Genomic DNA, 22,205 nt, shown 5'->3' with positions numbered 1-22,205 from the left:
CGGCGCGACGGTTTCGCGCCCACGCGACCTGTAAGCACTTGCGACCCGGACGGCAAATGCCCCCCTTCGCCCCGAGTGGATGCCGACAGCGGCAGGATTGGGCAACTTCTTTACAGAAATGGACATGTTTCCCCCCACATCCGATGCTTATAGTGCAATGGTCGACCGGTTTGGCCGATAGGAGGGACAATGACCAAGACTGTGGGAAAAAACGCCGGCCACGCTTTGGCCCCGGAGCTGGGCAGAAATACGGTGCTGCTCATGGCTGCGGCGGCCGGGCTGTTCGTGGCCAACATCTACTACAACCAGCCCATGCTCGGCATCCTGGCCCGGGAATTCGGCGTGGGTCCCGAGCAGGTGGCCTCCGTGGCCGTGCTGACCCAGGTGGGCTATGCCGTCGGGCTGCTCTTTCTGGCCTCGCTTGGCGACTGTTTCGAGCGACGACGGCTCATCGTCATCACCACGCTGGGGCTGGCCGCGTCCCTGGCCTGGGCGGCGGCAGCGCCGAGCCTGGCCGTCCTGATCGCGGCCAGCCTGTGCCTGGGAGTCCTTTCGACAGTCGCCCAGCAGGTGGTGCCCATGGCCGCCCATCTGGCCCCGGAGCGCCAGCGCGGCCGGGTGGTGGGCGTGGTCATGGCCGGCCTGCTCTCGGGCATTCTGCTCGCCCGGACCATAAGCGGCGTGGTATCGGAATACGTGAGCTGGCGGGCCATGTTCGCCCTGGCCGCCTTCGCCTGCCTGGGCATGGCCGCGCTTCTGGCCATACGCCTGCCCCGGTCTGAGCCGACCTCGCCCCTGAGCTACCGGAAAACGCTGTTGTCGCTGCTCGGACTCTTCCGCGCCCATGCCGTGCTGCGCCGGGCCGGGTTGACCCAGGGGCTGATCTTCGCCGCGTTTATCGCCTTCTGGGCCGACGTGGCCCTGTATCTGGAGCAGCCGCCCTTTCTCCAGGGCAGCGCCGTGGCCGGACTGCTGGGGCTCCTCGGCATGGCCGGCATCCTGGCCGCACCCCTGGCCGGCTGGGTTTCGGACAAATTGGGCGGCGGTCAGGGGAAAATCATCATCGGCGGGGCCGGGGCGGTTGCGGCCTCATTTCTCCTTTTCGCCTTTTTTCCCGCCTCCTGGGCCGCGCTGCTCGGCGGCATCGTGCTCATGGACATCGGCGTGCAGGCGGCCATGATTTCCAACCAGTCCCGGGTCTACGCCCTGGACGCCACGGCCAGAAGCCGGCTCAACACGGTGTTTATGACCGTGATGTTCGCCATGGGCGCGCTGGGTTCGGCCGTCGGGGCCCATGCTTTTGCCCGCTTCGGCTGGCGGGGCCTGTCGCTTCTTTGCGCGGGCTGCGCCCTGGCCGCTCTCGGCATCGAGGCTTTTGGCGGCCGCCGGTCCGGAAAAGCCTGATGATCCCATGACGTTTCTGGCGAGCATGAAAGAATCAGGCAAAAAAAGAGTAGAAATAGGCGTTCTTTCACGCTGCCGGCTCGAGTATTGATTCCATGCTGCCGCCATCGGCCGGGACGCGATGTCCCGCGTTGCCGCAGGCGGTGAAAGGAGAAAAAAGCATGCTGTACAGGAAAATGCCCAAAAACGGGGACAAGCTGTCCATCCTTGGCTTCGGCTGCATGCGCCTGCCCATGGTCGATGGCAAAATCGACGAGGCCCGGGCCATCGGCCAGGTCCGAAACGCCATCGACGCCGGCGTCAACTACGTGGACACGGCCTGGCCGTACCACGGCGGGGCGAGCGAGCCCTTCGTGGGTCGCGCCTTGCAAGGCGGCTACCGCGCAAAAGTCAAACTCGCCACCAAGCTGCCGTCGTGGATGATCGAAAAGCGCGAGGACATGGACCATTACCTGGACGCCCAGCTTACCCGCCTCCAAACGGACCACATCGACTACTACCTCGTCCATGCCCTGGACGGCGACCTGTGGGACAGCGTGGCGGCCAAGGGCGTGCGGGAATTCCTGGACGCGGCCAAGGCCGACGGACGCATCAAAAACGCCGGCTTCTCGTTTCACGGCTGGCTGCCGGATTTCAAGCGCATCGTGGACGCCTATGACTGGGATTTCTGCCAGATCCAATATAACTACCTGGACCAGCAGTTCCAGGCCGGCACCGAAGGCCTCCAGTACGCGTCGGGGAAGGGCCTGGGGGTCGTCATCATGGAACCGCTTCGCGGCGGCAGCCTGGCCCAGCCCGCCCCGCCGGCCGTGGCCGCCATCTGGGACGAGGCGGCAACCAAACGGCCGCCCGTGGAATGGGCGCTGCGCTGGGTATGGAACCATCCCGAGGTGACGGTGGTGCTCTCCGGCATGAACGACGAGGAGCAGGTCGCGCAAAACCTGGCCATCGCCGACACGGCCACGGCCGGGGCCTTGAGCGTCGCCGAACTGGAGATGATCGACCGGGCCGGGGCCACGTACAAGGAACTGATGCAGATCGGCTGCACGGGCTGCGGCTACTGCATGCCCTGCCCGGCCGGGGTGCAGATTCCCAAGTGCCTCGACGCCTACAACAAGCTGCACATGTTCGGGGATGTCGAAGGCTCGAAGTTCCAGTATGTGGTCAGCGTCAGCGGCGTCATCGGCGCAAGCGACCCGGGATTCGCCTCCCAGTGCGTGGCCTGCGGCGAGTGCAAGGAAAAATGTCCCCAGCACCTGCCCATCCCGGAGACCCTGGAAAAGGTGGCCGCCGAGATGGAGGACGACCGCGTCGAAGAGCGCAAGGCCATGGCGCTCAAACTCTTCAAGGTGCGTGCCCACGAGGGGCTGACCAACGTTTAGCGCTATTCGGAACAACCGTCCGAAGGAGGTTGCCTCATGCCATACGAAAGCCCGATGAAGCGTCCCATGCTGCTTGCCGGCAAAACCGCCATCGTGACCGGGGCCAGCTCCGGCATCGGCCGGGCGACGGCTCTGGCCCTGGCCGGCGAGGGAGCAAGCGTGGTGCTGGCGGCCAGGCGCCGCGAGGAACTCGATGCCCTGGCCGCCGAGATCGCCAAGGCCGGCGGCAAGGCGCTTGCCGTAGCCGGGGACGCCGGTTCCGTGGAGGGCATCGAAAAGCTGCTCGCGGCCGCCCTGGCCTGGGACGAAAGCGGCGGCAAATACGACATCGTGGTGGTCAACGCCGGCCGGGGACTGGCCGGCAGCCTGCTCACCAGCGACGAGTCCCAGTGGGAAGCGCTCTACAAGATCAACGTCCTTGGCGCGGCCCATCTCATGCGCCGGGCCGGGACCTATCTCAAGGAGCGCGGCACGGGCGACATCGTGGTGGTCAGCTCCGTGGTCGGGCGCAACATCTCGCCCGTCAGCGGCTTTTACGGTTCAAGCAAGTTCGCCGTCTCGGGCATGGCCGAGGCGCTGCGCCGGGAGATCTGCTCCGCCGGCGTGCGCGTCACCACCGTCATGCCGGGCGTGGTCCTTTCCGGCTTCCAGAAGGTGGCCGGCTATAGCGACGACTTCGCCAAGTTCGCCGAAAAGATGGGCAAGCTGCTCGAACCCGAAGACCTCGCCGAAGGCATCCGCTGGCTTTTGACCCTGCCCCAGCACGTCCACGTCAACGAAATCATGATCCGCCCCACCGGCGCGATGTATCCATAGGGAGTAAGGGAAGAGGAGAGGAGAGGAGGAAATGCGAGAGGGGAAACCCTTTAAGAAAAGGGTTCTCCCCTCTCGCGCTCTCCCCTTCCTAAACTTTTTGCCTTTCCGGGCGTTACATGGAAATATTCATCTTTTGAAAGTGAACACTACACAAGCATACGAATTGTTTTTCAGTAACACCAGGAATACCACCATGCGTATCCTCTACTACGACTGCCAGGCCGGCATCAGCGGCGACATGAACCTGGCCGCCATGATCGACCTGGGCGTCGATCCCGATTTCCTGCGCGCCGAGCTGTCCAAGCTCGGGCTCGATACGGAATTTTCCCTGCGCGTGACCCGCGACGCCCGAAACGGCATCACCGGCACCCGCGTGGATGTGGTCCTGGCCGGGCAACAGCCGGCGGACCACGACCACCCGCATGGACATCACGCCCATGATCATGACCACGAGCATGGACATCACCACCATGACCATGGGCACGAGCACCATCACGATCACGGCCAGCGCAATCTGGCCGCCATCGAGGCCATCATCGAGGCCAGCGGCCTGGACGAGGACGTCAGGCGCACCAGTCTGGCCATCTTTGGCCGCATCGCCGCCGCCGAGGCCAAGGTGCACGGCAAGCCTGTCGAGGAAGTCCATTTCCACGAGATCGGGGCCGTGGACTCCATCGTCGACATCGTGGGCGCGGCCATCTGTTTCCACGCCCTTGGCGTGGACGCGGTCTGGGCCTCGCCGGTGGAACTCGGCGGCGGATTTGTCCGCTGCGCCCATGGCCTGATTCCCGTACCCGCCCCGGCCACGGTGGAAATAACGGCCGGCATCCCCACCACCCGGGGAGCCGTGCGGGAAGAAACCGCCACCCCAACAGGCGCGGCCATCGTGGCCACCCTGGCCGACCGGTTCACGCCCTCGCCCCAAATGACCGTGGCCAAAACCGGCTACGGCGTCGGCCACCGGGTGACGGAACTGCCGAACCTGTTGCGCGTGCACCTGGCCGAGGCCGTAGCCGCCGACTGGTCCGTGTCCGAAGCCAGGCTTCTCCAGTGCAACATCGACGACATGACCGCCGAGCTCCTCGGCGCGGTCATGGAGACGCTCATGGCCGCCGGGGCCATGGACGTGCACTTCACGCCCATTCTCATGAAGAAAAACCGCCCGGCCACCTGCCTGTCGCTGCTGTGCGCGGCCGAAGACGAAGACCGCTTCAAGGAGCTGCTTTTCCGCCATACCACGACCCTTGGCATCAAAAGCCTGCCGCTCGAAAAAACCTTCCTGGCCACGACCTTCACCACGCTGTCCACGCCGCTTGGGCCGGTGCGCCTCAAAAACGCCCTGCTCGACGGCACGGTGCTGCGGTCCAAGCCGGAATTCGAGGACTGTCGCGCCCTGGCCCAAAAACACGGCATACCCCTGGCCGAAGTCTACGCCGTGGTCGACCGCTGCCGGGACAAGGACGCGTAAGATGGCGGACAGAAACGACTACGACCAGCTGCTGGCGGTCATGCGACCCTACGGGACGGCACTCGTGGCCTTTTCCGGGGGCGTGGACAGCCTGCTGGTCCTGCGGGCGGCCCTGGACGCGCTGTCCCCGGAGGCGGTCCTGGCCGTGACGTTGCGCACGCCCTACACCCCTCCCCACGATGTCGCGGCAGCAAGCCAGGCGGCCCGGGACATGGGCGTGGGGCACGAAATCCTGGACATCCCCTTTCCCGAGGCCCTACGCGACAATCCGCCCGACCGTTGCTACACCTGCAAGCGGCTGCTCTTCGGCCACCTTGTGGACAGGGCCGCCGCGTCGGGCCTGGGCAGCGTTTTCGACGGCACCAACGCCGACGACCTGGGCGATCACCGGCCGGGCCTGCGGGCCGTTTGCGAACTCGGCATCATAAGCCCGCTGCTTGCCGCCGGGCTGGCCAAGGCCGATATCCGGCGGCTGTCCCAGGAACTGGGCCTGCCCGGCTGGGACAGGCCGGCCGGAGCCTGCCTGCTCACCCGCATTCCCCACGGCGTGACCGTCACCGAAGCGGAACTGGCGCGCATCGCAGGGGGCGAGGAGTTTCTGCGAAGCATCGGCTTCCCCGAGGCACGGCTTCGCAGCCACGGCGAACTGGCCCGCATCGAGGTGGCCCCGGACCACGTCGCCGCCCTCGTCGCCGCAAGCGCCGCCCACGACGTGGACGGCACATTCAAACACCTTGGCTACCGTTACGTGACCGTGGATCTTTCCGGCTACCGCATGGGCAGCCTCAACGCACAACCGAACCAGGACCCGAAAACGTCCTGAAGCTTATATTCCATGGATATCAAAGACGATCTGCGAACGCTTCTGACCGGCGTCAAGGCCGGCGACATCGACGTTGAAGCCGGCATCGCGCGGCTGCGCGACCTGACTAGCCTGGAACTCGGCCACACCACCATCGACCTGCATCGGCCGCTGCGAAACGGCCTGCCCGAAGTGGTCTACGCCGCCGGCAAGACCCCGGACCAGGTGGCCGAAATCTTTTGCCGCATGGGCGCGCGCTCCAACGTGCTGGCCACCCGTGTGCCCGAGGAAACCGCCCGGCACGTCCTCGCCGCCTGCCCCGAGGCGCAGCACAACACCCTGGGCCGCACCCTGACCCTGATCCGCCGCCCCATCGACTGGCGCAGCGGCGAAATCGGCATCGTCACCGCCGGCACCTCCGACCTGCCCGTGGCCGAAGAAGCACGCATCACCTGCGAAATGTTCGGCAGCCACGCCAACATCGTCGCCGACGTGGGTGTGGCCGGACTACACCGGCTGCTCGACCGGCTCGATACCCTGCGCAAGGCCCGGGTGCTCATCGTCGTGGCCGGCATGGAAGGCGCGCTGGCCAGCGTCATCGGCGGACTGCTCCCCCAACCCATCATCGCCGTGCCCACCTCCGTCGGCTACGGAGCCGCCCTGTCCGGCTTCGCCGCCCTGTGCGGCATGCTGACCTCCTGCGCCGGCGGCGTCAGCGTCGTCAATATCGACAATGGCTTCGGCGCCGCCTGCGCCGCGTGCAAGATCAATAATATGGTGGAGGAAGAGGGGAAGGAACCGGGGGAGGGAACCCCTTTTTGAAAAAAGGGGTTCCCTCCCCCGGACCCCCACCCTCCCCCAAAACTTTTAAGGGGGGGCAAAGGGGGAACGGTTGTTCTTCCAAGACCAAGGGGAAATTTCTTCGTTCGCCCCGAAGGGGCGACGGCGTGGTGGCGGCGGCATTTGCCTGGGACGAGCTTGTCGCGAAGCGACATGCACCGTCCAGGCAAATGCCGCCGCCATCTTCTCCACTCCCCGCATCCCCGCCAGCCATCCCCGCCCCCGTCCAGCCCAAGCACACCGGACGGGGGGTCCGGGGGGCCCATGGCCTCCCGGTGGGGAGGTCCAGGAGGGGCAAAGCCCCTCCTGGTCGCCGGAGGCGCGCATCCCACTCCCCCCCGCTCTACCGACCGTTGATCTCCGGCAGCTGGCGGGGGCTGGCGCCGAAGTAGCGTTTGAATTCGCGGTTGAACTGGGAGACGCTTTCGTAGCCGACCTGTCGGGCGGCGTCGCTGGCGCGCAGGCCGTCTTCGACGAGCAGGCTTCTGGCTTTGTTGAGGCGCACTTTTTTCAGATATTGGATGGGCGAGAGCGAGGTGACGTCCTTGAAGGCACGGTGAAAGGCCGAGGTGCTCATGTTGACCGAGCCGGCGAGCTGTTCGACGCTACAGGGCTGGCTGAAGTTGTAGTGAATTTGCTTGAGCGCCTTGTCGATGCGGGAGAGTCCGGTGTTTTTGTGGGCCAGGGCGTAGAGGGAGGCGGCGTTTTCGCCGCACATGATGCGAAAGAGCAGTTCGCGCACCAGTCCCCGGCCGAGCACCCGGGCCTCGCGGGGAGAGAGGAGCGCGCAAAGGAGTCTGCGAACCGTTTCCTTGAAGGGGGCGTCGGCAAAGGCCAGGGTGAGGCCCTGATGGCGGCAGCAGCACGGTCGCGCGGGGCTGCCCGGGGCGGCCTCGTCCATCTGGTCGATAACGCTTGTGAGCATGTGCAGGTCGATATCGACCTTAAGCGACAGGAGCGGCTCGCCGGGGTGCACCACGGCCTCGCATTCGGCGGGCAGGGGCACGGACAAGACCAGATAGTGATCCGGGTCGTAGGTGTAGATGGTGTCAGCGAGATGCACTTTCTTGGCGCCCTGGCCGAGGATGATAACGCCTTGCTGGTAGAGCAGCGGCGTGCGGCAGATGCTTCCCGTGCGCTTGTGCAGGGCGACGCCGGGGACATCCGTGGCGGTTTCCCCTTCGTTTACGGCCAACCGGCCCATGAGTTCGGCGATTTCCCGCATGGGGCCTCCCCGCCGTCGCGGCCGCGTGGCTTGCGGCCCCTGTGACGGCTGCCATTTTCTATCACAATTGGCAGTATCAGACAAGAATCAAGCGATATACAGCCTGTTTTATCGTTTGAGAAGGATTTCCATTCGATATTCGCTCCGAGTTGACCCCGAACGGATACTGTTCCTATAGTGACCATGGTTCAGAGGATTTTCTCACGCCGGCGACACGGGAGCAGGTCATGAAAGTCCACGACATCATGCAGCACAACGCGCATTTCCTGCGCAAGGACGACACGCTGCGCGAGGCGGCCGCGCTTTTTCGCGGCAACGGCGTGGGCGGGGCGCAGGTGCTTGGCGACTCCGGCTATCCGGAAACGATATTCACCAGCGACGACCTCATCCGCGCCCTGGCCGGCGGAGCCAATCTGTCCGACCCGGTTTCCCACCACGCCCATCGCCACATCTGCGCCGTGCAGCCCGACACCCCGGTCAACGAGATCGCCTGGTACGAGAACCGGTTCCTGGCCGTTGTCGACAGCCTCAACCGGATCATGGGCTGCGTGGACGCATCGAGCCTTTTGCCCGAAATCGCAACCAACCGGACCAATACGGCCGAGCCCTGGGCCCGCGCCCTGGCCCGATTTCCCGAGCCGCTGCTCCTGTGCGACCGCGACGGGATCATCGGCTGGGCCAACGACGCGGCCAGACTGGTGCTTGGCGATGCCGGCCGCCGGGGCGTGGGCCTGCGGCAAGCGCTTGTGGGCGCGGGCTTCGATGTCGAGGACGACCCGGTGGAACCGGCGGCGGTGGCGCTGGCCATGCGCGACGACTCCCGCTACGTGACCCTGCGCTGGCAGGTCCCGGACCCCTATCGCCCAAACGCCGCGCCCTGCCGCATGGTCTGGCTGCGCGACGTCAACGACCGCCACGCCGTGCTCGGCAAGCTGCGCAGCCTGCGCGACCTGTCCCGGGAACTGCGCTCCATCATCGACTCCTCCTTCGACGGTATTTTCATCACCGACGGCGAGGGCGTCACCTTGCAGATCAACCGCGCCTACGAACGCATCACCGGCATCCGCGCCGCCGAGGTGGTGGGGCGCAGCATGCGCGATCTGGTGCGCGAGGGGTTCTACGACCAGTCCGTCACCCTGCTCGTGCTGGAGTCGCTGCGAAGCGAAACCATTATCCAGAAGGTCAAGCGCGGCAAAACCATCGTGGTCACGGGCAACCCCATCCTGGACGAAAAGGGCAAGCTGTGGCGGGTGGTGACCAACGTGCGCGACGTCACCGAGCTGCAACGGCTGCAGGAAGAACTGGAAAAGATCAGCGCCCTGCACGACCGCTACCGCATGGAGCTCGATTCGCTGCGCAAAAGCATCGGCCAGGGCGGGCGCATCGTGGTGCGCTCCAAGCGCATGCGCGACGTCTACGAGCAGGCGCTGCGCCTGGCCCAGGTGGACTCCACGGTGCTGATCCTCGGCGAATCCGGGGTGGGCAAGGAGGTGGTGGCCTCCATCATCCACGAGCACAGCCCGCGCAAGGACAGGCCCTTTGTCAAGATCAGCTGCGCGGCCATCCCGGAAGCGCTGCTCGAATCCGAACTTTTCGGCTATGTCCACGGGGCCTTTACCGGGGCCTGCCGGGCCGGCAAGCCGGGGGTGTTCGAGCTGGCCCACCAGGGCACGCTTTTTCTCGACGAGATAGGCGAGCTGCCGCTGGGGTTGCAGGCCAAGCTGTTGCGCGTGCTTCAGGAACGGATGGTGCTGCGCCTGGGCGAGGTGCGCCCGACCGCCGTGAACGTGCGCATCATGGCCGCCAGCAACCGGGACCTGGAAACCCTGATGCGCCAAGGGTTGTTCCGCAGCGACCTTTATTACCGCTTAAGCGTCGTGCCGCTGGTCGTGCCGCCGCTTCGGGAACGACGCGAGGCCATCTTCGACTTCATCTACCGCTTTCTGGGGAGCTTCAACCGCAAGTACGGCCTCAGCCGCCAGATCGATCCCGAAGCCTGCGACTATCTGGCCGCCTGTTCCTGGCCGGGCAACGTGCGCCAGCTTGAAAACACCATGGAGCGGCTGGTGGTCCTGTGTCAGGGCGACGTGATCACCCGCGGGGCGGCCACCCGGGCCCTGGCCGCGGCCAGGGGCGGTGGGGAAGTCGAAACGACCGAGGAGACCGGGCTGCGGGGCATTCTGGAAACCGCCGAGCGGGAAGCCATCCGGCAGGCCCTGGCCACCCATGGTTCCACGCGCAAGGCGGCGCGGGCTCTCGGGGTCAACCAGTCGACCATCGTGCGCAAAGCGCGCCGCTACGGGCTGTCCGAAGCCTGATGCCCCCGAGCATCATCCGATGCGCCACGGCATCGCTTTTGTATCCCTCTTTATTTTCTCACGAATCACATAACGTGTAGCGCGTTCTCTTTTCGGGTCGATGCGCGCCCGCATCACCTGATGTTTATTATCATCACTTGCGGGTAGGCAGCTTCGGTCAATCGGCACGACATCCCTCCGGCATTGCTGCCCTTCCTGTTTTTATTCCTTTTTTCATCTCGTTGGCATGGATATTGATCTCTTGGAACGGGCGGCGTGGCTTTTTGGGGCCTACATAGGCGCGCCTGGCACACGACGTCCGGCGTCAAAGGCAATGCAGTCGAACCGAGTGATTGGAGGACTTCATGGCAGTGCAAAGCGTCAGACGGACACCTGATAACGAAGCGCCCTACATTCCCCTGTGGAAACTGAAACTGCGCCTTCCCGGCATTCATTACCGCTGGGAATGGGCCGACTATGTGCAGGGCCTGGTCATGTGCGCGGTGTGCCTGTCGATCATCCCGGTGCTCCAGGATACCCTCGGCATGCCCTTCGAAGTGGCCCTGGCCATCGTCATCCTAAACGGCTTCCTCTACCTCTGGCATTCCCTGTTCGGCGACCCGGTGGTCCCCGGCTGGGTCACGCCGGCCATTCCGCTTCTGATCGCCTACTGCCTCACCTATCCCATGGGCCCGGAGCGCATGCACGCGCTGATCGCCTTCGAGCTGATGCTCGGCATCTGGTGCCTCTTCCTCGGCGTCACCGGCCTTGCCCGCACGGTCATCGGGCTCATTCCCCGGGCCGTCAAATCCGGCGTCATCCTCGGCGCCGGCATCGCCGCCATCCAGCTCATCTTCAAGGAAGGCGGCAAGTTCTACACCATGCCCATCACCATCAGCGTCTGCGCCCTGGTGGCCCTTTTCATGATGTACAACCCGCTGTTTCGGGGCTGGTCCACGAAAAACGCCGTGGTCAAGCTGGCGGCCAACCTCGGCATCCTGCCGGCCATCGTGGCGGCCATCATCATCGCCCCCCTGGTCGGCGAAGCGCCTTTCGAAATCCAGTGGGGCTTCTCCCACCCCGCCTTCACCACCCTGTGGACCGACTGGGTTCCCTGGGGCACCCTCGGCTGGCCGTCGCTTTCCATGTACCTCAAGTCCATCCCCCTGGTGTTGGCCGCCTATATCGTGATCTTCGGCGACGCCGTCCAGGCCCAGGGCATCATCCGCGACGCCGACGCCAAGCGCCCGGACGAACACGTGGACTACAACCCCGACCGGGCCCACCTGATCGTCGGCGCCCGCAACACCTTCATGTCCATCATGGGCCCCGACGTCTCCATGTGCGGCCCCATCTGGGCGGCCATGACCGTGGTCACCTACGAACGCTGGAAGACCGGCCGCGAGAGCATGGACTCCATCTTCGGCGGCGTGGCCGCCTTCCGCTGGGGCACGTTCACCGGCTACTGGCTGCTGCCCATCGTCTCCATGACGCGGCCCATCCTGCCGGCCGCCTTGTCCCTGACCATGATCATTCAGGGCTTCGTGTCGGTCTACATCGGCGCGCGCGAGGCCAAGAGTCTAAAAGACCTCGGCATCGGCGGCATGGTGGCCGGCATCCTCATCTCCAAGGGCGCGGCCTGGGCCTTCGGGGCCGGGCTTGTTGTCTGCTTCATCATCTACGCCCTGGACTTCTTCCGCGGCGACACCACCGCCGCCCCGATCTGGGCCGAGGACCTGCAACGCGCCCTTGACGCCGAAGCCGACGCCCTGGCCGGGGAGAAATCCTCCGTCTAGTGCGGCGTTCTCTAAAAAATAATTATTTAAACATATTATTCTCAAAATTCGTATGCACGAATTTCGAGAACGCGACACGAGGCAGGACACGGCAGAATGCGACGGCGGACCAGCTGTCGCCGCTCCATATTCAACCACCACCGTATTACCCGGAGGCTTGTCTTATGCATCAGGAGATTTTCGCCACGACCCCGCGCATCATCCTGGGAACCGGAACCATCGCCCGCCTGGGCGACGAGGTCCGCCGCCTCGGCGGAACGTCCGTATGCATCATCACCGACCCGGGCGTGGCGGCATCCGGCATCGTGGAACGCCTGGAAGGCCTGCTCGATGCGGCCGGCCTGGCCCATGTCCGCTTCGACAAGGTGGAGGCCGATCCGCGCTACGAAATCGTGGAGGACGCCCTGGCCGTGGCCAGGGGGGCCAAGGCGGACGTCATCATCGGCATCGGCGGCGGCTCGTCGCTGGACATGGCCAAGATCACGGCCGTCATGGCCACCAATGAAGGGCCGGTGGGCAAGTACTTCGGTACGGACCTGATCCCCACCCCCGGGCTCAAGACCATCCTCATTCCCACCACGGCCGGCACCGGCAGCGAGGTGACGCCCATCGTCATCCTCTCGGACCACCACGAAAAGCTCAAAAAGGGCATCGTGAGCCCGTACATCTTCCCAGCCGTGGCCCTGCTCGACGCCGAGCTGACCATCGGACTCCCCCCCAAGGTCACGGCCGCGACCGGCATGGACGCGCTGATCCATGCCCTGGAGGCCTACACCTCCATCAACGCCACGCCCACGACGGACATGCTGGCCAAGGAAGCCATCCACCTGATCTACAACAACATCCGCGCCGCCTACGCCAAGGGCGACAATCTGCCCGCCCGGGAAAACATGCTGCGCGGGGCCATGCTGGCCGGCATGGCCTTCGCCAACGCCGGGGTCACGGCCGTGCACGCCTTTGCCTACCCCATCGGCGCCGAGTTCCACATCCCCCACGGCATCGCCAACACCATCATGCTGGTGCCGGTGATGCGCTTCAACCAGACCGGCAACCTCGCGCGCTTCGCCGATCTCGCCTCCTTCCTGGGCCAGCCGGTTGCGGGCCTGAGCCTGCGCCAGGCCGCCGCCAGCGCGGTTACGGCGCTGACCGAGCTGGCCGAGGATCTGGCCGTGCCCCAGCATCTGGCCGCCTACGGCGTCACCGAGGAGCACGTGCCGACGCTGGCCGCCAGCGTCATGCTGGTGACAAGGCTTCTGGCCAACAACCCGCGCCACATGACCCAGGAAGACGCCGCCGTCATCTACCGGCAGGCCCTGTAGGCGGCTCGACATACCTCGCACACCTGCAGCCAACGCGGAGAATACCCATGAAAATGTACATGTTCGAAGCGGGCATCCTCAAAAGCAAACAGCAGTACTTCACCCTGAACAAAGGGATAAACAAGGATTTCGACGTCCCCGTGCCCTTCGCGCTCATCGACCACCCCAAGGGCAAGGTGCTTTTCGACACGGGCAACGCCCTCGAAACCGTCCACCACAAGGAAGAACACTGGGGCTCCATCCTGGCCGCCTACGATCCGGTCATGACCGAAGACCAGTGGTGCGCCAACGCCATCAAAAAGGTCGGCTGCGCCCCGGAAGACGTAAGCTACGTCATCCTGTCCCACCTGCACCTCGACCATGCCGGCGGCGTGGGCCATTTCCCCAACGCCAAATATATCGTCCAGCGCGACGAACTCCACTTCGCCTACGTGCCCGACCCCTACATGAAGGCCGCCTACATCCGGAAGGACTTCGACAAGGACGTGCCCTGGGTGATCCTCGAAGGCTGGCGCGACGAGGGGTTCGACCTGTTCGGCGACAAGGCCATCACCATCCACTTCACCCCCGGCCACACCCCCGGCCACCAGTCCATTCTCGTCAATCTCGAAAAAAGCGGCCCCACCTTCCTGGCCGCCGACTCCTGCTACACCACCGACAACCTGCAAAACGGCACCCTGCCGGGACTCATGTGGAACGCCGGCGACACCGTGCGCAGCGTCGAACGCATGCGCCTGCTCCAGGACGCCCACGGCGTGACCATCATGACCGGCCACGATCCCGAAGCCTGGAAATCCGTCAAGCAGGCCCCGGCCTACTACGATTGATCCGACGCGGGGGGCCGGCAAAGATCCCCCACCGCCAACCATGAAAAACCGGTCCGCACGGTCGCGGGCCAAGGGAGCGGCATGGTGAATCTGAAAAACCCGGAACTGTTCAAGGAAGCCTGTCTGGTGAACGGCCAGTGGGTGGCGGCGGCAGGCGGCGAGACCGACACCGTCACCAACCCGGCCGATGGCAGCGTGGTCGGCAAGGCGCCGCAATTGTCGGCCGCGGAAATCGAAGGCGTCATCGCCGCCGCCGACGCGGCCTGGAGGCCCTGGGCCGCCCTGGCCGCGCCCAAGCGCGCGGCGGTGCTGGAAAAATGGCACGCCCTGATCCTGGAGGCCGCCGACGATCTGGCCACCATCCTGACCACCGAGCAGGGCAAGCCCCTGGCCGAGGCCAAGGGCGAGATCATGTACGCGGCGTCTTTCATCAAATGGTTCTCCGAGGAAGCCCGCCGCGTATACGGCGACGTGATTCCCGCGCCGACCGCCGACAAGCGCCTGCTCGTGCTCAAGCAGCCCGTCGGCGTCACCGCCGCCATCACGCCCTGGAACTTCCCGGCCGCCATGATCACCCGTAAGGCCGGACCGGCGCTGGCCGCAGGTTGCGCCATGATCGTGCGCCCGGCCGCCAAGACGCCTTTCACCGCCCTGGCGCTCGGCGTCCTGGCCGAGCAGGCCGGGGTGCCGGCCGGCGTGCTCCAGGTCGTCACCGGCAAATCGAGCCTCATCGGCAAGGTGCTGACCGACAGCCCTATCGTGCGCAAACTGTCGTTTACCGGCTCGACCGAGGTCGGGCGCAAGCTCATGGCCCAGTGCGCGCCGACCATCAAGCGCCTCTCCCTGGAACTCGGCGGCAACGCGCCCTTCATCGTCTTCGACGACGCCGACCTGGAACAGGCCGTGGCCGGGGCCATCGCCTCCAAATACCGCAACGCCGGCCAGACCTGCGTGTGCGCCAACCGCCTCTATGTCCAGTCCGGCATCCACGACGCCTTTGCCAAACGCCTTGCCGAAGCCGTGGCCGCCATGCCCGTGGGACCGGGCACCCAGCCCGGGGTCCTCATCGGCCCCATGATCGATGCCAAGGCTGTGGAAAAAGTGGAGAGCCACATCGCCGATGCACTGGGCAAAGGCGCCAAGGTGGTGCTCGGCGGCAAGCGCCATGCCCTGGGCGGCCTGTTCTTCGAACCGACCATCCTGTCGGGCGTGACAAGCGAAATGCGCGTGGCCCGCGAGGAAACCTTCGGCCCGCTGGCCCCGATCTTCCGCTTCGAGACCGAGGAAGAAGTGATCGCCGCGGCCAACGCTACCGAATACGGCCTGGCCGCCTACTTCTATACGGAAAACGCCAGCCGCGTCTGGCGGGTGGCCGAGGCGCTGGAATACGGCCTCGTCGGCCACAATACCGGACTCGTGTCCAACGAAGTCGCCCCCTTCGGCGGCATGAAACAGTCGGGCATCGGCCGTGAAGGCTCCAAATACGGCATCGACGAGTACCTCGAGATCAAATACGTCTGCTCGTATATTGGATAAGTAGGAAGATTGAGAAAGGGGAAGAGAATGCGAGAGGGGGAACCCTTTAAAAAGGGTTGCCCCCTCTCGCGCTCTCCCCTTCCTAAATTTCCTCACTATTCCTTATAAAAACCAATCTCGACTTGATCGCAACGCCAGCAGAGAAAAGACCCCCCCTTTAAAGTTTTTGGGGAGGGTGGGGGTCCGGGGGAGGGAACCCTTTTTTTCAAAAAAGGGTTCCCTCCCCCGGTTGCCTCCTCTCTATCCTCGCCTCCTACGCATACGACCGATTGTGGACGTTGCTGGCGAGTTTCTTGGACTGCATGGCCTTGATGACGTCGACAACGGCCGCGACCACGGCTTCCGGGTCGGACGACAGGTTGCAGAAGGTGGGCGAGACGCGCACGAGGTCGTGGCCTTTCACCTTGAGGTTGGCGATGGCGAAGCCGTGCTTTTCGTAGACGTGCTTCATGACGTCGCCGGCCCCGATGCCTTCGGGCGTCTTGAAGAGGAACACGGAGCTGCGCAGCGCGTCGTTGGTGGTCGGCGTGGTGATCCACTTGTAGGCCGTTTTGGCGGTGAAGTCCGGGAACACCTTGGGCAGGTGCTTGAAGAGCGCCTGTTTGACCTTGTCGCCCAAGGCGTGGACGCGGGCCTCGATTTTGGCCGGGGTCACGCCGGGGTGGAAATGGCCGGTATGGAACAGCGCCGCCATCCAGGTGGAGACCAGCGTGGCGTCGTTTTGCTGGCCCAGGTAGGAAAACCGCTTGGCATTGGGGTCGATCTTGCCGGACTCGGCCGGGAAGCCATAGTCGGCCGGGGTATTGATGTGCTCGTCGTAACCCCAGATGCTCGGCGTGAATTTTTCGGCCGCGCCGGTACGGTTGTTCATGTAGAGGATACCGACCATCTTGGGGCCGCAGGGCCATTTGTGAAAGCTCCCCGCGATGCTGTCCACACCCACCTTGTCCAGGTTCAAGTCCAGCACGCCGAAGGTCTGGGCGCTGTCGGCGTGGATGTAGATGTCCTTGTTGATCGTGCGCAGTTCGTCCACGATGCGCTTCATGGGCAGCAGCATGCCGCATTCGTTGGACTGCCAGGACAGCGTCACGATCTTGGTGTTCTTGTCCACCATGCGGCGTAGCGCTTCCAGGATTTCCTTTTCCGAGGCCGGATCGGAGGGAATGATGCCGGCGGCGCGCTCGGCGTCGGTGACGGTGTTGGCGAACATCTTGGTCTGCAACACGCGCACGGAATCCTTGCCCCAGCCCTGGGTGGCCTTGCGGTAGAACCAGGCGTCGTAGTTGGTGGGATGGTTGACGTCCCAGGCGACGACATTGTCCTTTTGGGGATCGAAAAAGCCCGAGGTCACAAGGCCGTTATTGATGAAGTTGTTGCCCTCGGTGGAGTTGGCGGTCAGGGCCAGCAGAAAATCGGCCGGGCTCTTGATCTGGCCCAAGCCGAACCAGTCCTTCACCGCGCCAAGGCCGTTGACGAGGCTCGCGTCGGCCAACTCGCCGCGCATGGGAAAGGAGATGTCCGCGGCAAGCAGGCTCTGGACCAGCTCCACCATGGAAGACACCGGCTTCATGGACGGGCACAGGTTGGCGGCGTTGACCGAGATGCTGGTGAAGGCGTCCCGGTCGAAATAGTGGCGCACCAGCTTGTCCCACTGGGCGTCGTTGTCCGCGGCCAGGGCATCGGCGGCAAACGGCCGGCCGTCTTTTTCCCAATGCGCGATGGCGGCTTTGATCCTGTCCATGGCCGACCCGGTTTCGGCCTTGGGCTTGGGCGTCTTTTTGGCTTCGGCCTGGGCGGTGGTGAAGGCCACGCCGGGCAGCATGGCGACGCTACTGGCGCCCAGGGCGATTCCGATAAATTTGCGGCGGCTGAATTGGCTCATGGGCTGGCATCTCCTTGAGGTTGGAAGCGAGTTACAATGCAGGGAGGATGAGGCCTGTAAAACATGAGACCCGAAGCGATCACCGTATGTGATGCGATAATTACGGCATAGCGCGCCTCACCATGGAGGGCAAGCTGCAATCCACCGCCCCATTCAAATCTCCACAATGGAGTATGAAACATAAAAACTGCAAAATTGTAAAATATATTTCTCAAAGAAGAACGCTTGAGGAACGCCACCGAGGAGAAAATGCGTCCCCACGCCATCCTGGTGCGACAAAATGGAAACGCGCCGCAGTCACCCACGGCGCGTTCAGCGAGACAAAGCGTGCGAGAGGGGGAACCCTTTAAAAAGGGTTGCCCCCTCTCGCGCTCTCCCCTTCCTAAATTTCCTCACTATTCCTTATAGAAAACAATCTCAATTTGATCGCAACACCAGTGGAGAAAACGTCCCGACGTCCCCCCTTTAAAGTTTTTCGGGAGGGTGGGGGTCCGGGGGAGGGAACCCCTTTTTGAAAAAAGGGGTTCCCTCCCCCGGCCGCCTTCTCTTCCTCTCCCCGCTCCTACGCCGAGACCTGGGCCAGGGCCTGATCCAGGTCGGCGATGATGTCGCGCACGTCTTCGATGCCGACCGAGATGCGCACCATGTCCGGGGGCACGCCGGCCGCCGCCAGCTCGTCTGGGGTGAGCTGGGAATGGGTGGTGCTGGCCGGATGGATGACGAGGGTCTTGGCGTCGAGAATGTTGGCCAGGTGCGAGCACAGCTTCACCGATTCGATGAACGTGCGCCCGGCCTCGATGCCGCCCGTGAGTCCGAAACCGAACACCGCACCCGGCCCCAGGGGAAAGAACTTCTTGGCCCGGGCGTGGTCCTTGTGGCTTGGCAGGCCGGCGTAATTGACCCAGGCCACCTTGGGATGGGCTTCCAGGAATTCCGCCACGCGCTGGGCATTGGCGCAGTGCGCCCGGGCCCGAAGCGGCAGCGTTTCCAGGCCCTGGATGATAAGGAAGCTGTTCATGGGAGCCGGGGTCGCGCCGATGTCGCGCATGAGCCCGGTGCGCAACTTGGTGCAAAAGGCCGAGCACGGCGTGCCTTCGAGTTCGCACAGCATCTCCCAGAAATTGGCCCCGTGGTAGGTGGGATCGGGCGCGGTGATCTCCGGGAATTTTCCGCCCGCCGCCCAGTCGAAGCCGCCGCTTTCGACAATGGCCCCGCCGATGCAGGTGCCGTGGCCGCCGATGATTTTCGTCAGGGAATAGACGGCGATGTCCGCCCCCACCTCGAAGGGGTTGAGGATGGGCGGCGCGGCCACGGTGTTGTCCAGGATAAAGGGGATGCCGGCGTCGTGGGCCACCTTGGCGATGGCGGGCAGGTCGTCCACGTTGCAGCGCGGGTTGCCGATGGATTCGGTGTAGACGAGGCGCGTGTCGGCATCGATGGCCCGGGCGAAATTGGCCGGGTCGGAAGAGTCCACGAACCGCACCTCGATGCCGAAGCGCTTCAGCGTATGCTCGAAAAGCGTGTGGGTGCCGCCGTAGAGGTTGCTGCCCGAAACGATGTTCTGTCCGGCCTTGGTGATGGCGGCCACGGCGTAGAAGATGGCGGACATGCCCGAGGCGGTGCACAGGCAGGCCGGAGCGCCGTGCAGGGCGGCCAGGCGTTTTTCCAGCACGTCGGTGGTGGGGTTGCCAAGCCGCGTGTAGATGTAGCCGGCTTCCTTGAGCGCGAACAGGTTGGCCGCGTGGGCGGCGTCGCGGAACAAAAAGCTTGTGGTCTGGTAGATGGGCACGGCCCGGGAAAGCGTATCCTCGTCCGGAGCATGGCCGGCATGCAGGGCCAGCGTCTGGGCATGCCACGTGGGGTTGGTCATGGAGTTCCTCGCGTTTGTGTTGATGCCCCGCCCGCGCGGGGCGTCGGGCATGGTGCCCCTATATGCCAATCCCGCGCCCCGTGGAAGGCCCCGGCCGGCGTTTGCGGTCCCCCGGCCTTGACAAGAACCCGGGGGGGAACCGACAACCGGCATCGGCGCTTTCGTCGCGCCGGCTTCCATCGTCACTTCGGGAGGTACCCATGCGCCTGCACGCCTTTTACCATGTCCCCTTCGAGGATGTGGGCTCCATCGCATCCTTTGCCGCCGAGAAAGGCCATCCCCTGACCGCCACAAGCTTTTACGCCGACGAGACCCCGCCTCCGGCCTCGGACTACGACATACTCATCGTCATGGGCGGGCCCATGAGCGTCTACGACGAGAAAGAATATCCCTGGCTGGCCGGGGAGAAAAAAGCCATCGAAGCGGCCATCGCCGCCGGCAAAAAGGTGCTCGGCATCTGCCTGGGAGCCCAGCTCGTCTCCGTCGTGCTCGGCGGCACGGTCACCCAAAATCCGGTGCCGGAAATCGGCTGGTTCAAGGTGGAAATGACGCCGGAAGGTCTGGCCGAACCGGTCTTCGCCGGATTCCCCCAGTCGTTTTATGCCTTCCATTGGCACGGCGACACCTTCTCCATCCCGCCGGGAGCGGTCCACGCCGCCTCCTCGGCCGCCTGCGCCAACCAGGCCTTCGTCTATAAACAAAACGTCGTCGGCTTGCAGTTCCACCTGGAGACCCAGCCGGTGAACATGCAAAAACTCATCAAGTACTGCGCCGCCGATGTGGCCACCCCCGGCCCCACCATCCACCACCCCAAGCAGATGCACGCCGGCCGCGAAGCCTTCAAGGACATCAAGGAGCTCATGCACAAGGTCTGCGAGGCCATGATCGTTTAGTGGGGAGGAGAGGAGGAAGAGCCTCCGGCGGCCGGGGGAAACTTTTTGAAAAAAGTTTCCCCCGGACCCCCTTCAAAAACGTTCAAAGGGGCCAGGGCCGGCCCCAACCAAACAAACGAATCGAACGCTGCCGGGAGATGGCGATGCGCAAAAAAGAGCGGGAACTCACGGACAGGGGCGTACTGGAAGAACTGCTCATGCGGGCCAAGGTGTGCCGGCTCGGGCTCTACGACGGCGCGTGGCCCTATGTCGTGCCCGTCAACATCGGCTATACCCCGGGAAGCATCTATTTCCATTCCTCGCTTAAGGGCAAGAAGATGGACATCCTGCGCCAAAATCCCAAGGTCTGCTTCGAGATCGACAGCGCCGTGGAAATCGTCACCGGTGAACGCCCCTGCGATTACACCGCCTACTACAAGTCGGTCATCGGCTTCGGCACGGCCGTCATCATCGAGGACGAAGCGGAAAAACTCGAGGGACTGCGCGTCATCATGCACCACTTCGCCGGCCCGGAAGAGGGGTTCCGGCCCGAGGTGGTGACCAAAACGGCCGTGGTGCGCATCGACATCGAATCCATGACCGGCAAGTCCAACCCGCCGATGAAGGAATGGAGCTAGGCGGCGCTATGCCGCCCCTTTCCGACGTCGTCCCTCGGCGTCGCCGGCCTTGAGCGCGGCAAAGACCGCCTCGGGCAGGATCTCCACGGGCTCGTTGAAGATGGATTCGCCGGCCGCGCAGGTCTTTTCGGCCACCCGGAACAGGTCGGCGTCGGTGGCGTCGGCGAGTCCCAGGTCGGCCAGGGTCGTCGGCAGACCAAGCCGGGCGCACAGGCCGTAGACCTCGTCCACAAGGTCCATGGGCCACTCCCGCAAAAAGAGCGAGGCCAGCACGCCGAAGGCCACCTTCTCCCCGTGATAGCAGCCCCTGACGCCGGCCAACGCGGTCAGGCCGTTGTGGATGGAGTGGGCCGCGCCAAGGCCGCCGCTTTCGAATCCCAGGCCGCTTAACAGCGTATTGGCTTCCACCACCCGCTCCAGGGCGGGCGTGACCACGCCGGCCTCGCAGGCGGTACGCGCCGAAAGGCCGTAGTCCCGAATCGTTTCGTAGCACAGCCGGGCCAGGGCGTTCGCCGTCATGGACCCCGGATCGCCGGCGATGTTGGGGCCGCGGCTCAGGCGGCAGGAATCGGCCTCGAACCAGGTGGCCAACGCGTCCCCCATGCCGGCGACCAAAAAGCGGGGCGGAGCCTTGGCCACAACGGCCGTGTCCACCAGCACCAGGTCGGGATTTCGCGGCAAGACGTCCACGCGTTCGAACACCCCGTCCGGGGTGTAGATGATGCATACCGAACTGCACGGCGCGTCCGTGGAGGCGATGGTCGGCACTACGGCCACGGGGAGATTCGCGCGCACGGCCACGGCCTTGGCCGTATCCAGGGTCTTGCCCCCGCCAAAGGCCGTCACGGTCTGTGCGCCAAAGGCCGTCACCGCCGCGACGAGGCGTTCGACCTCCCTGTCCGTGCACTCCCGGCCGAAACGCTCGGCGTGCACCTCCCCGGCCCGATTAAGCTCCGGCAGCAGGGGCGGCAGCAGTTGCACGAGCGCATGCGGGGAACACAGGCAGAAGTGGCGTTTGCCCAGCCGCGCCAGCTCGACGCCCAGCCGGGACAACGCCCCGCGCCCCTGCACATACCGTCCCGGAAAAAGCGTGGTGCTGATCATGCCGCGTCCTCCCTTTTTGGCTCGCCCCCCATATTCGCCTTATCCCCTTTCCCTGGCAAACAAAATCATGCGAAAGGCTAAAAAAGCAGCCGGTTCGCGACGCCGCGAAGCACCGCTTCTCCCCGAC

At 64.6% G+C, this 22,205-nt stretch carries 17 protein-coding genes; 13 read left to right on the top strand and 4 right to left on the bottom strand.

The features are described from left to right. Nucleotides 1-189: 189 nt before the first annotated feature. The 6 genes from K9F62_12155 (at nt 190) to larB (ending at nt 6,694) form a co-directional block, all read left to right on the top strand. Nucleotides 190-1,404, top strand: coding sequence for an MFS transporter (locus K9F62_12155; protein UJX39482.1), 1,215 nt, complete (start codon nt 190-192; stop codon nt 1,402-1,404). Nucleotides 1,405-1,565: 161 nt separating this feature from the next. Further along, nucleotides 1,566-2,786, top strand: coding sequence for an aldo/keto reductase (locus K9F62_12150; protein UJX39481.1), 1,221 nt, complete (start codon nt 1,566-1,568; stop codon nt 2,784-2,786). 36 nt (nt 2,787-2,822) lie between these two features. Further along, on the top strand, nt 2,823-3,602 hold the full coding sequence (locus K9F62_12145) for an SDR family oxidoreductase (protein UJX39480.1): 780 nt from the start codon (nt 2,823-2,825) through the stop codon (nt 3,600-3,602). A 193-nt stretch (nt 3,603-3,795) separates the two neighbouring features. After that, nucleotides 3,796-5,070, top strand: a complete 1,275-nt coding sequence (gene larC, locus K9F62_12140; protein UJX39479.1) for a nickel pincer cofactor biosynthesis protein LarC — start codon at nt 3,796-3,798, stop codon at nt 5,068-5,070. A gap of 1 nt (nt 5,071) precedes the next feature. Beyond that, nucleotides 5,072-5,893: an ATP-dependent sacrificial sulfur transferase LarE gene (larE, locus tag K9F62_12135; protein ID UJX39478.1), complete on the top strand. Its 822-nt coding sequence runs from the start codon at nt 5,072-5,074 to the stop codon at nt 5,891-5,893. A gap of 12 nt (nt 5,894-5,905) precedes the next feature. Then, a complete protein-coding gene (gene larB, locus K9F62_12130) occupies nt 5,906-6,694 on the top strand; it encodes a nickel pincer cofactor biosynthesis protein LarB (protein UJX39477.1) in 789 nt (262 codons plus the stop codon). 361 nt (nt 6,695-7,055) lie between these two features. Here the strand turns inward: larB and K9F62_12125 are convergent, their stop codons facing one another. Beyond that, on the bottom strand, nt 7,056-7,937 hold the full coding sequence (locus tag K9F62_12125) for an AraC family transcriptional regulator (GenBank protein UJX39476.1): 882 nt from the start codon (nt 7,935-7,937) through the stop codon (nt 7,056-7,058). A 227-nt stretch (nt 7,938-8,164) separates the two neighbouring features. Here K9F62_12125 and K9F62_12120 point away from each other — a divergent pair, with 227 nt between their 5' ends. The 5 genes from K9F62_12120 to K9F62_12100 all read left to right on the top strand — a co-directional run bounded on the left by K9F62_12120 (nt 8,165) and on the right by K9F62_12100 (nt 15,712). Continuing rightward, nucleotides 8,165-10,255 (top strand): sigma 54-interacting transcriptional regulator, encoded by a 2,091-nt coding sequence (locus tag K9F62_12120; GenBank protein ID UJX39475.1) that lies wholly within the window; start codon nt 8,165-8,167, stop codon nt 10,253-10,255. Nucleotides 10,256-10,599: 344 nt separating this feature from the next. After that, a complete protein-coding gene (locus K9F62_12115; GenBank protein UJX39474.1) occupies nt 10,600-12,030 on the top strand; it encodes a hypothetical protein in 1,431 nt (476 codons plus the stop codon). Between the two features lie 164 nt (nt 12,031-12,194). Then, complete coding sequence (locus K9F62_12110; GenBank protein ID UJX39473.1) at nt 12,195-13,349, top strand: iron-containing alcohol dehydrogenase; 1,155 nt, start codon at nt 12,195-12,197, stop codon at nt 13,347-13,349. Between the two features lie 47 nt (nt 13,350-13,396). Further along, the gene (locus K9F62_12105; protein ID UJX39472.1) at nt 13,397-14,176 is read left to right on the top strand and encodes an N-acyl homoserine lactonase family protein; all 780 of its coding nucleotides are present in this window, start codon (nt 13,397-13,399) and stop codon (nt 14,174-14,176) included. Nucleotides 14,177-14,257: 81 nt separating this feature from the next. After that, a complete protein-coding gene (locus K9F62_12100) occupies nt 14,258-15,712 on the top strand; it encodes an NAD-dependent succinate-semialdehyde dehydrogenase (protein UJX39471.1) in 1,455 nt (484 codons plus the stop codon). Nucleotides 15,713-15,965: 253 nt separating this feature from the next. Here K9F62_12100 and K9F62_12095 read toward each other — a convergent pair whose 3' ends face one another. After that, complete coding sequence (locus K9F62_12095) at nt 15,966-17,594, bottom strand: aminotransferase class V-fold PLP-dependent enzyme (protein ID UJX39470.1); 1,629 nt, start codon at nt 17,592-17,594, stop codon at nt 15,966-15,968. A gap of 562 nt (nt 17,595-18,156) precedes the next feature. Further along, complete coding sequence (locus K9F62_12090) at nt 18,157-19,464, bottom strand: aminotransferase class V-fold PLP-dependent enzyme (protein UJX39469.1); 1,308 nt, start codon at nt 19,462-19,464, stop codon at nt 18,157-18,159. Between the two features lie 200 nt (nt 19,465-19,664). Here K9F62_12090 and K9F62_12085 point away from each other — a divergent pair, with 200 nt between their 5' ends. Next, nucleotides 19,665-20,357, top strand: a complete 693-nt coding sequence (locus tag K9F62_12085; GenBank protein UJX39468.1) for a type 1 glutamine amidotransferase — start codon at nt 19,665-19,667, stop codon at nt 20,355-20,357. Between the two features lie 143 nt (nt 20,358-20,500). Continuing rightward, entirely contained in the window at nt 20,501-20,974 is a 474-nt protein-coding gene (locus tag K9F62_12080; GenBank protein ID UJX39467.1) for a pyridoxamine 5'-phosphate oxidase family protein, read from the top strand. Nucleotides 20,975-20,980: 6 nt separating this feature from the next. On the opposite strand, the gene K9F62_12075 is transcribed toward K9F62_12080, so the two are convergent. Next, complete coding sequence (locus K9F62_12075; protein ID UJX39466.1) at nt 20,981-22,078, bottom strand: glycerol dehydrogenase; 1,098 nt, start codon at nt 22,076-22,078, stop codon at nt 20,981-20,983. Between the last annotated feature and the right edge of the window lie 127 nt (nt 22,079-22,205).

This window comes from Desulfovibrio sp. JY (assembly GCA_021730285.1).
Classification (GTDB): domain Bacteria; phylum Desulfobacterota; class Desulfovibrionia; order Desulfovibrionales; family Desulfovibrionaceae; genus Solidesulfovibrio.
Note: the sequence above shows the minus strand (reverse complement) of the source record. Positions and strands in the feature narration are given on the sequence as shown.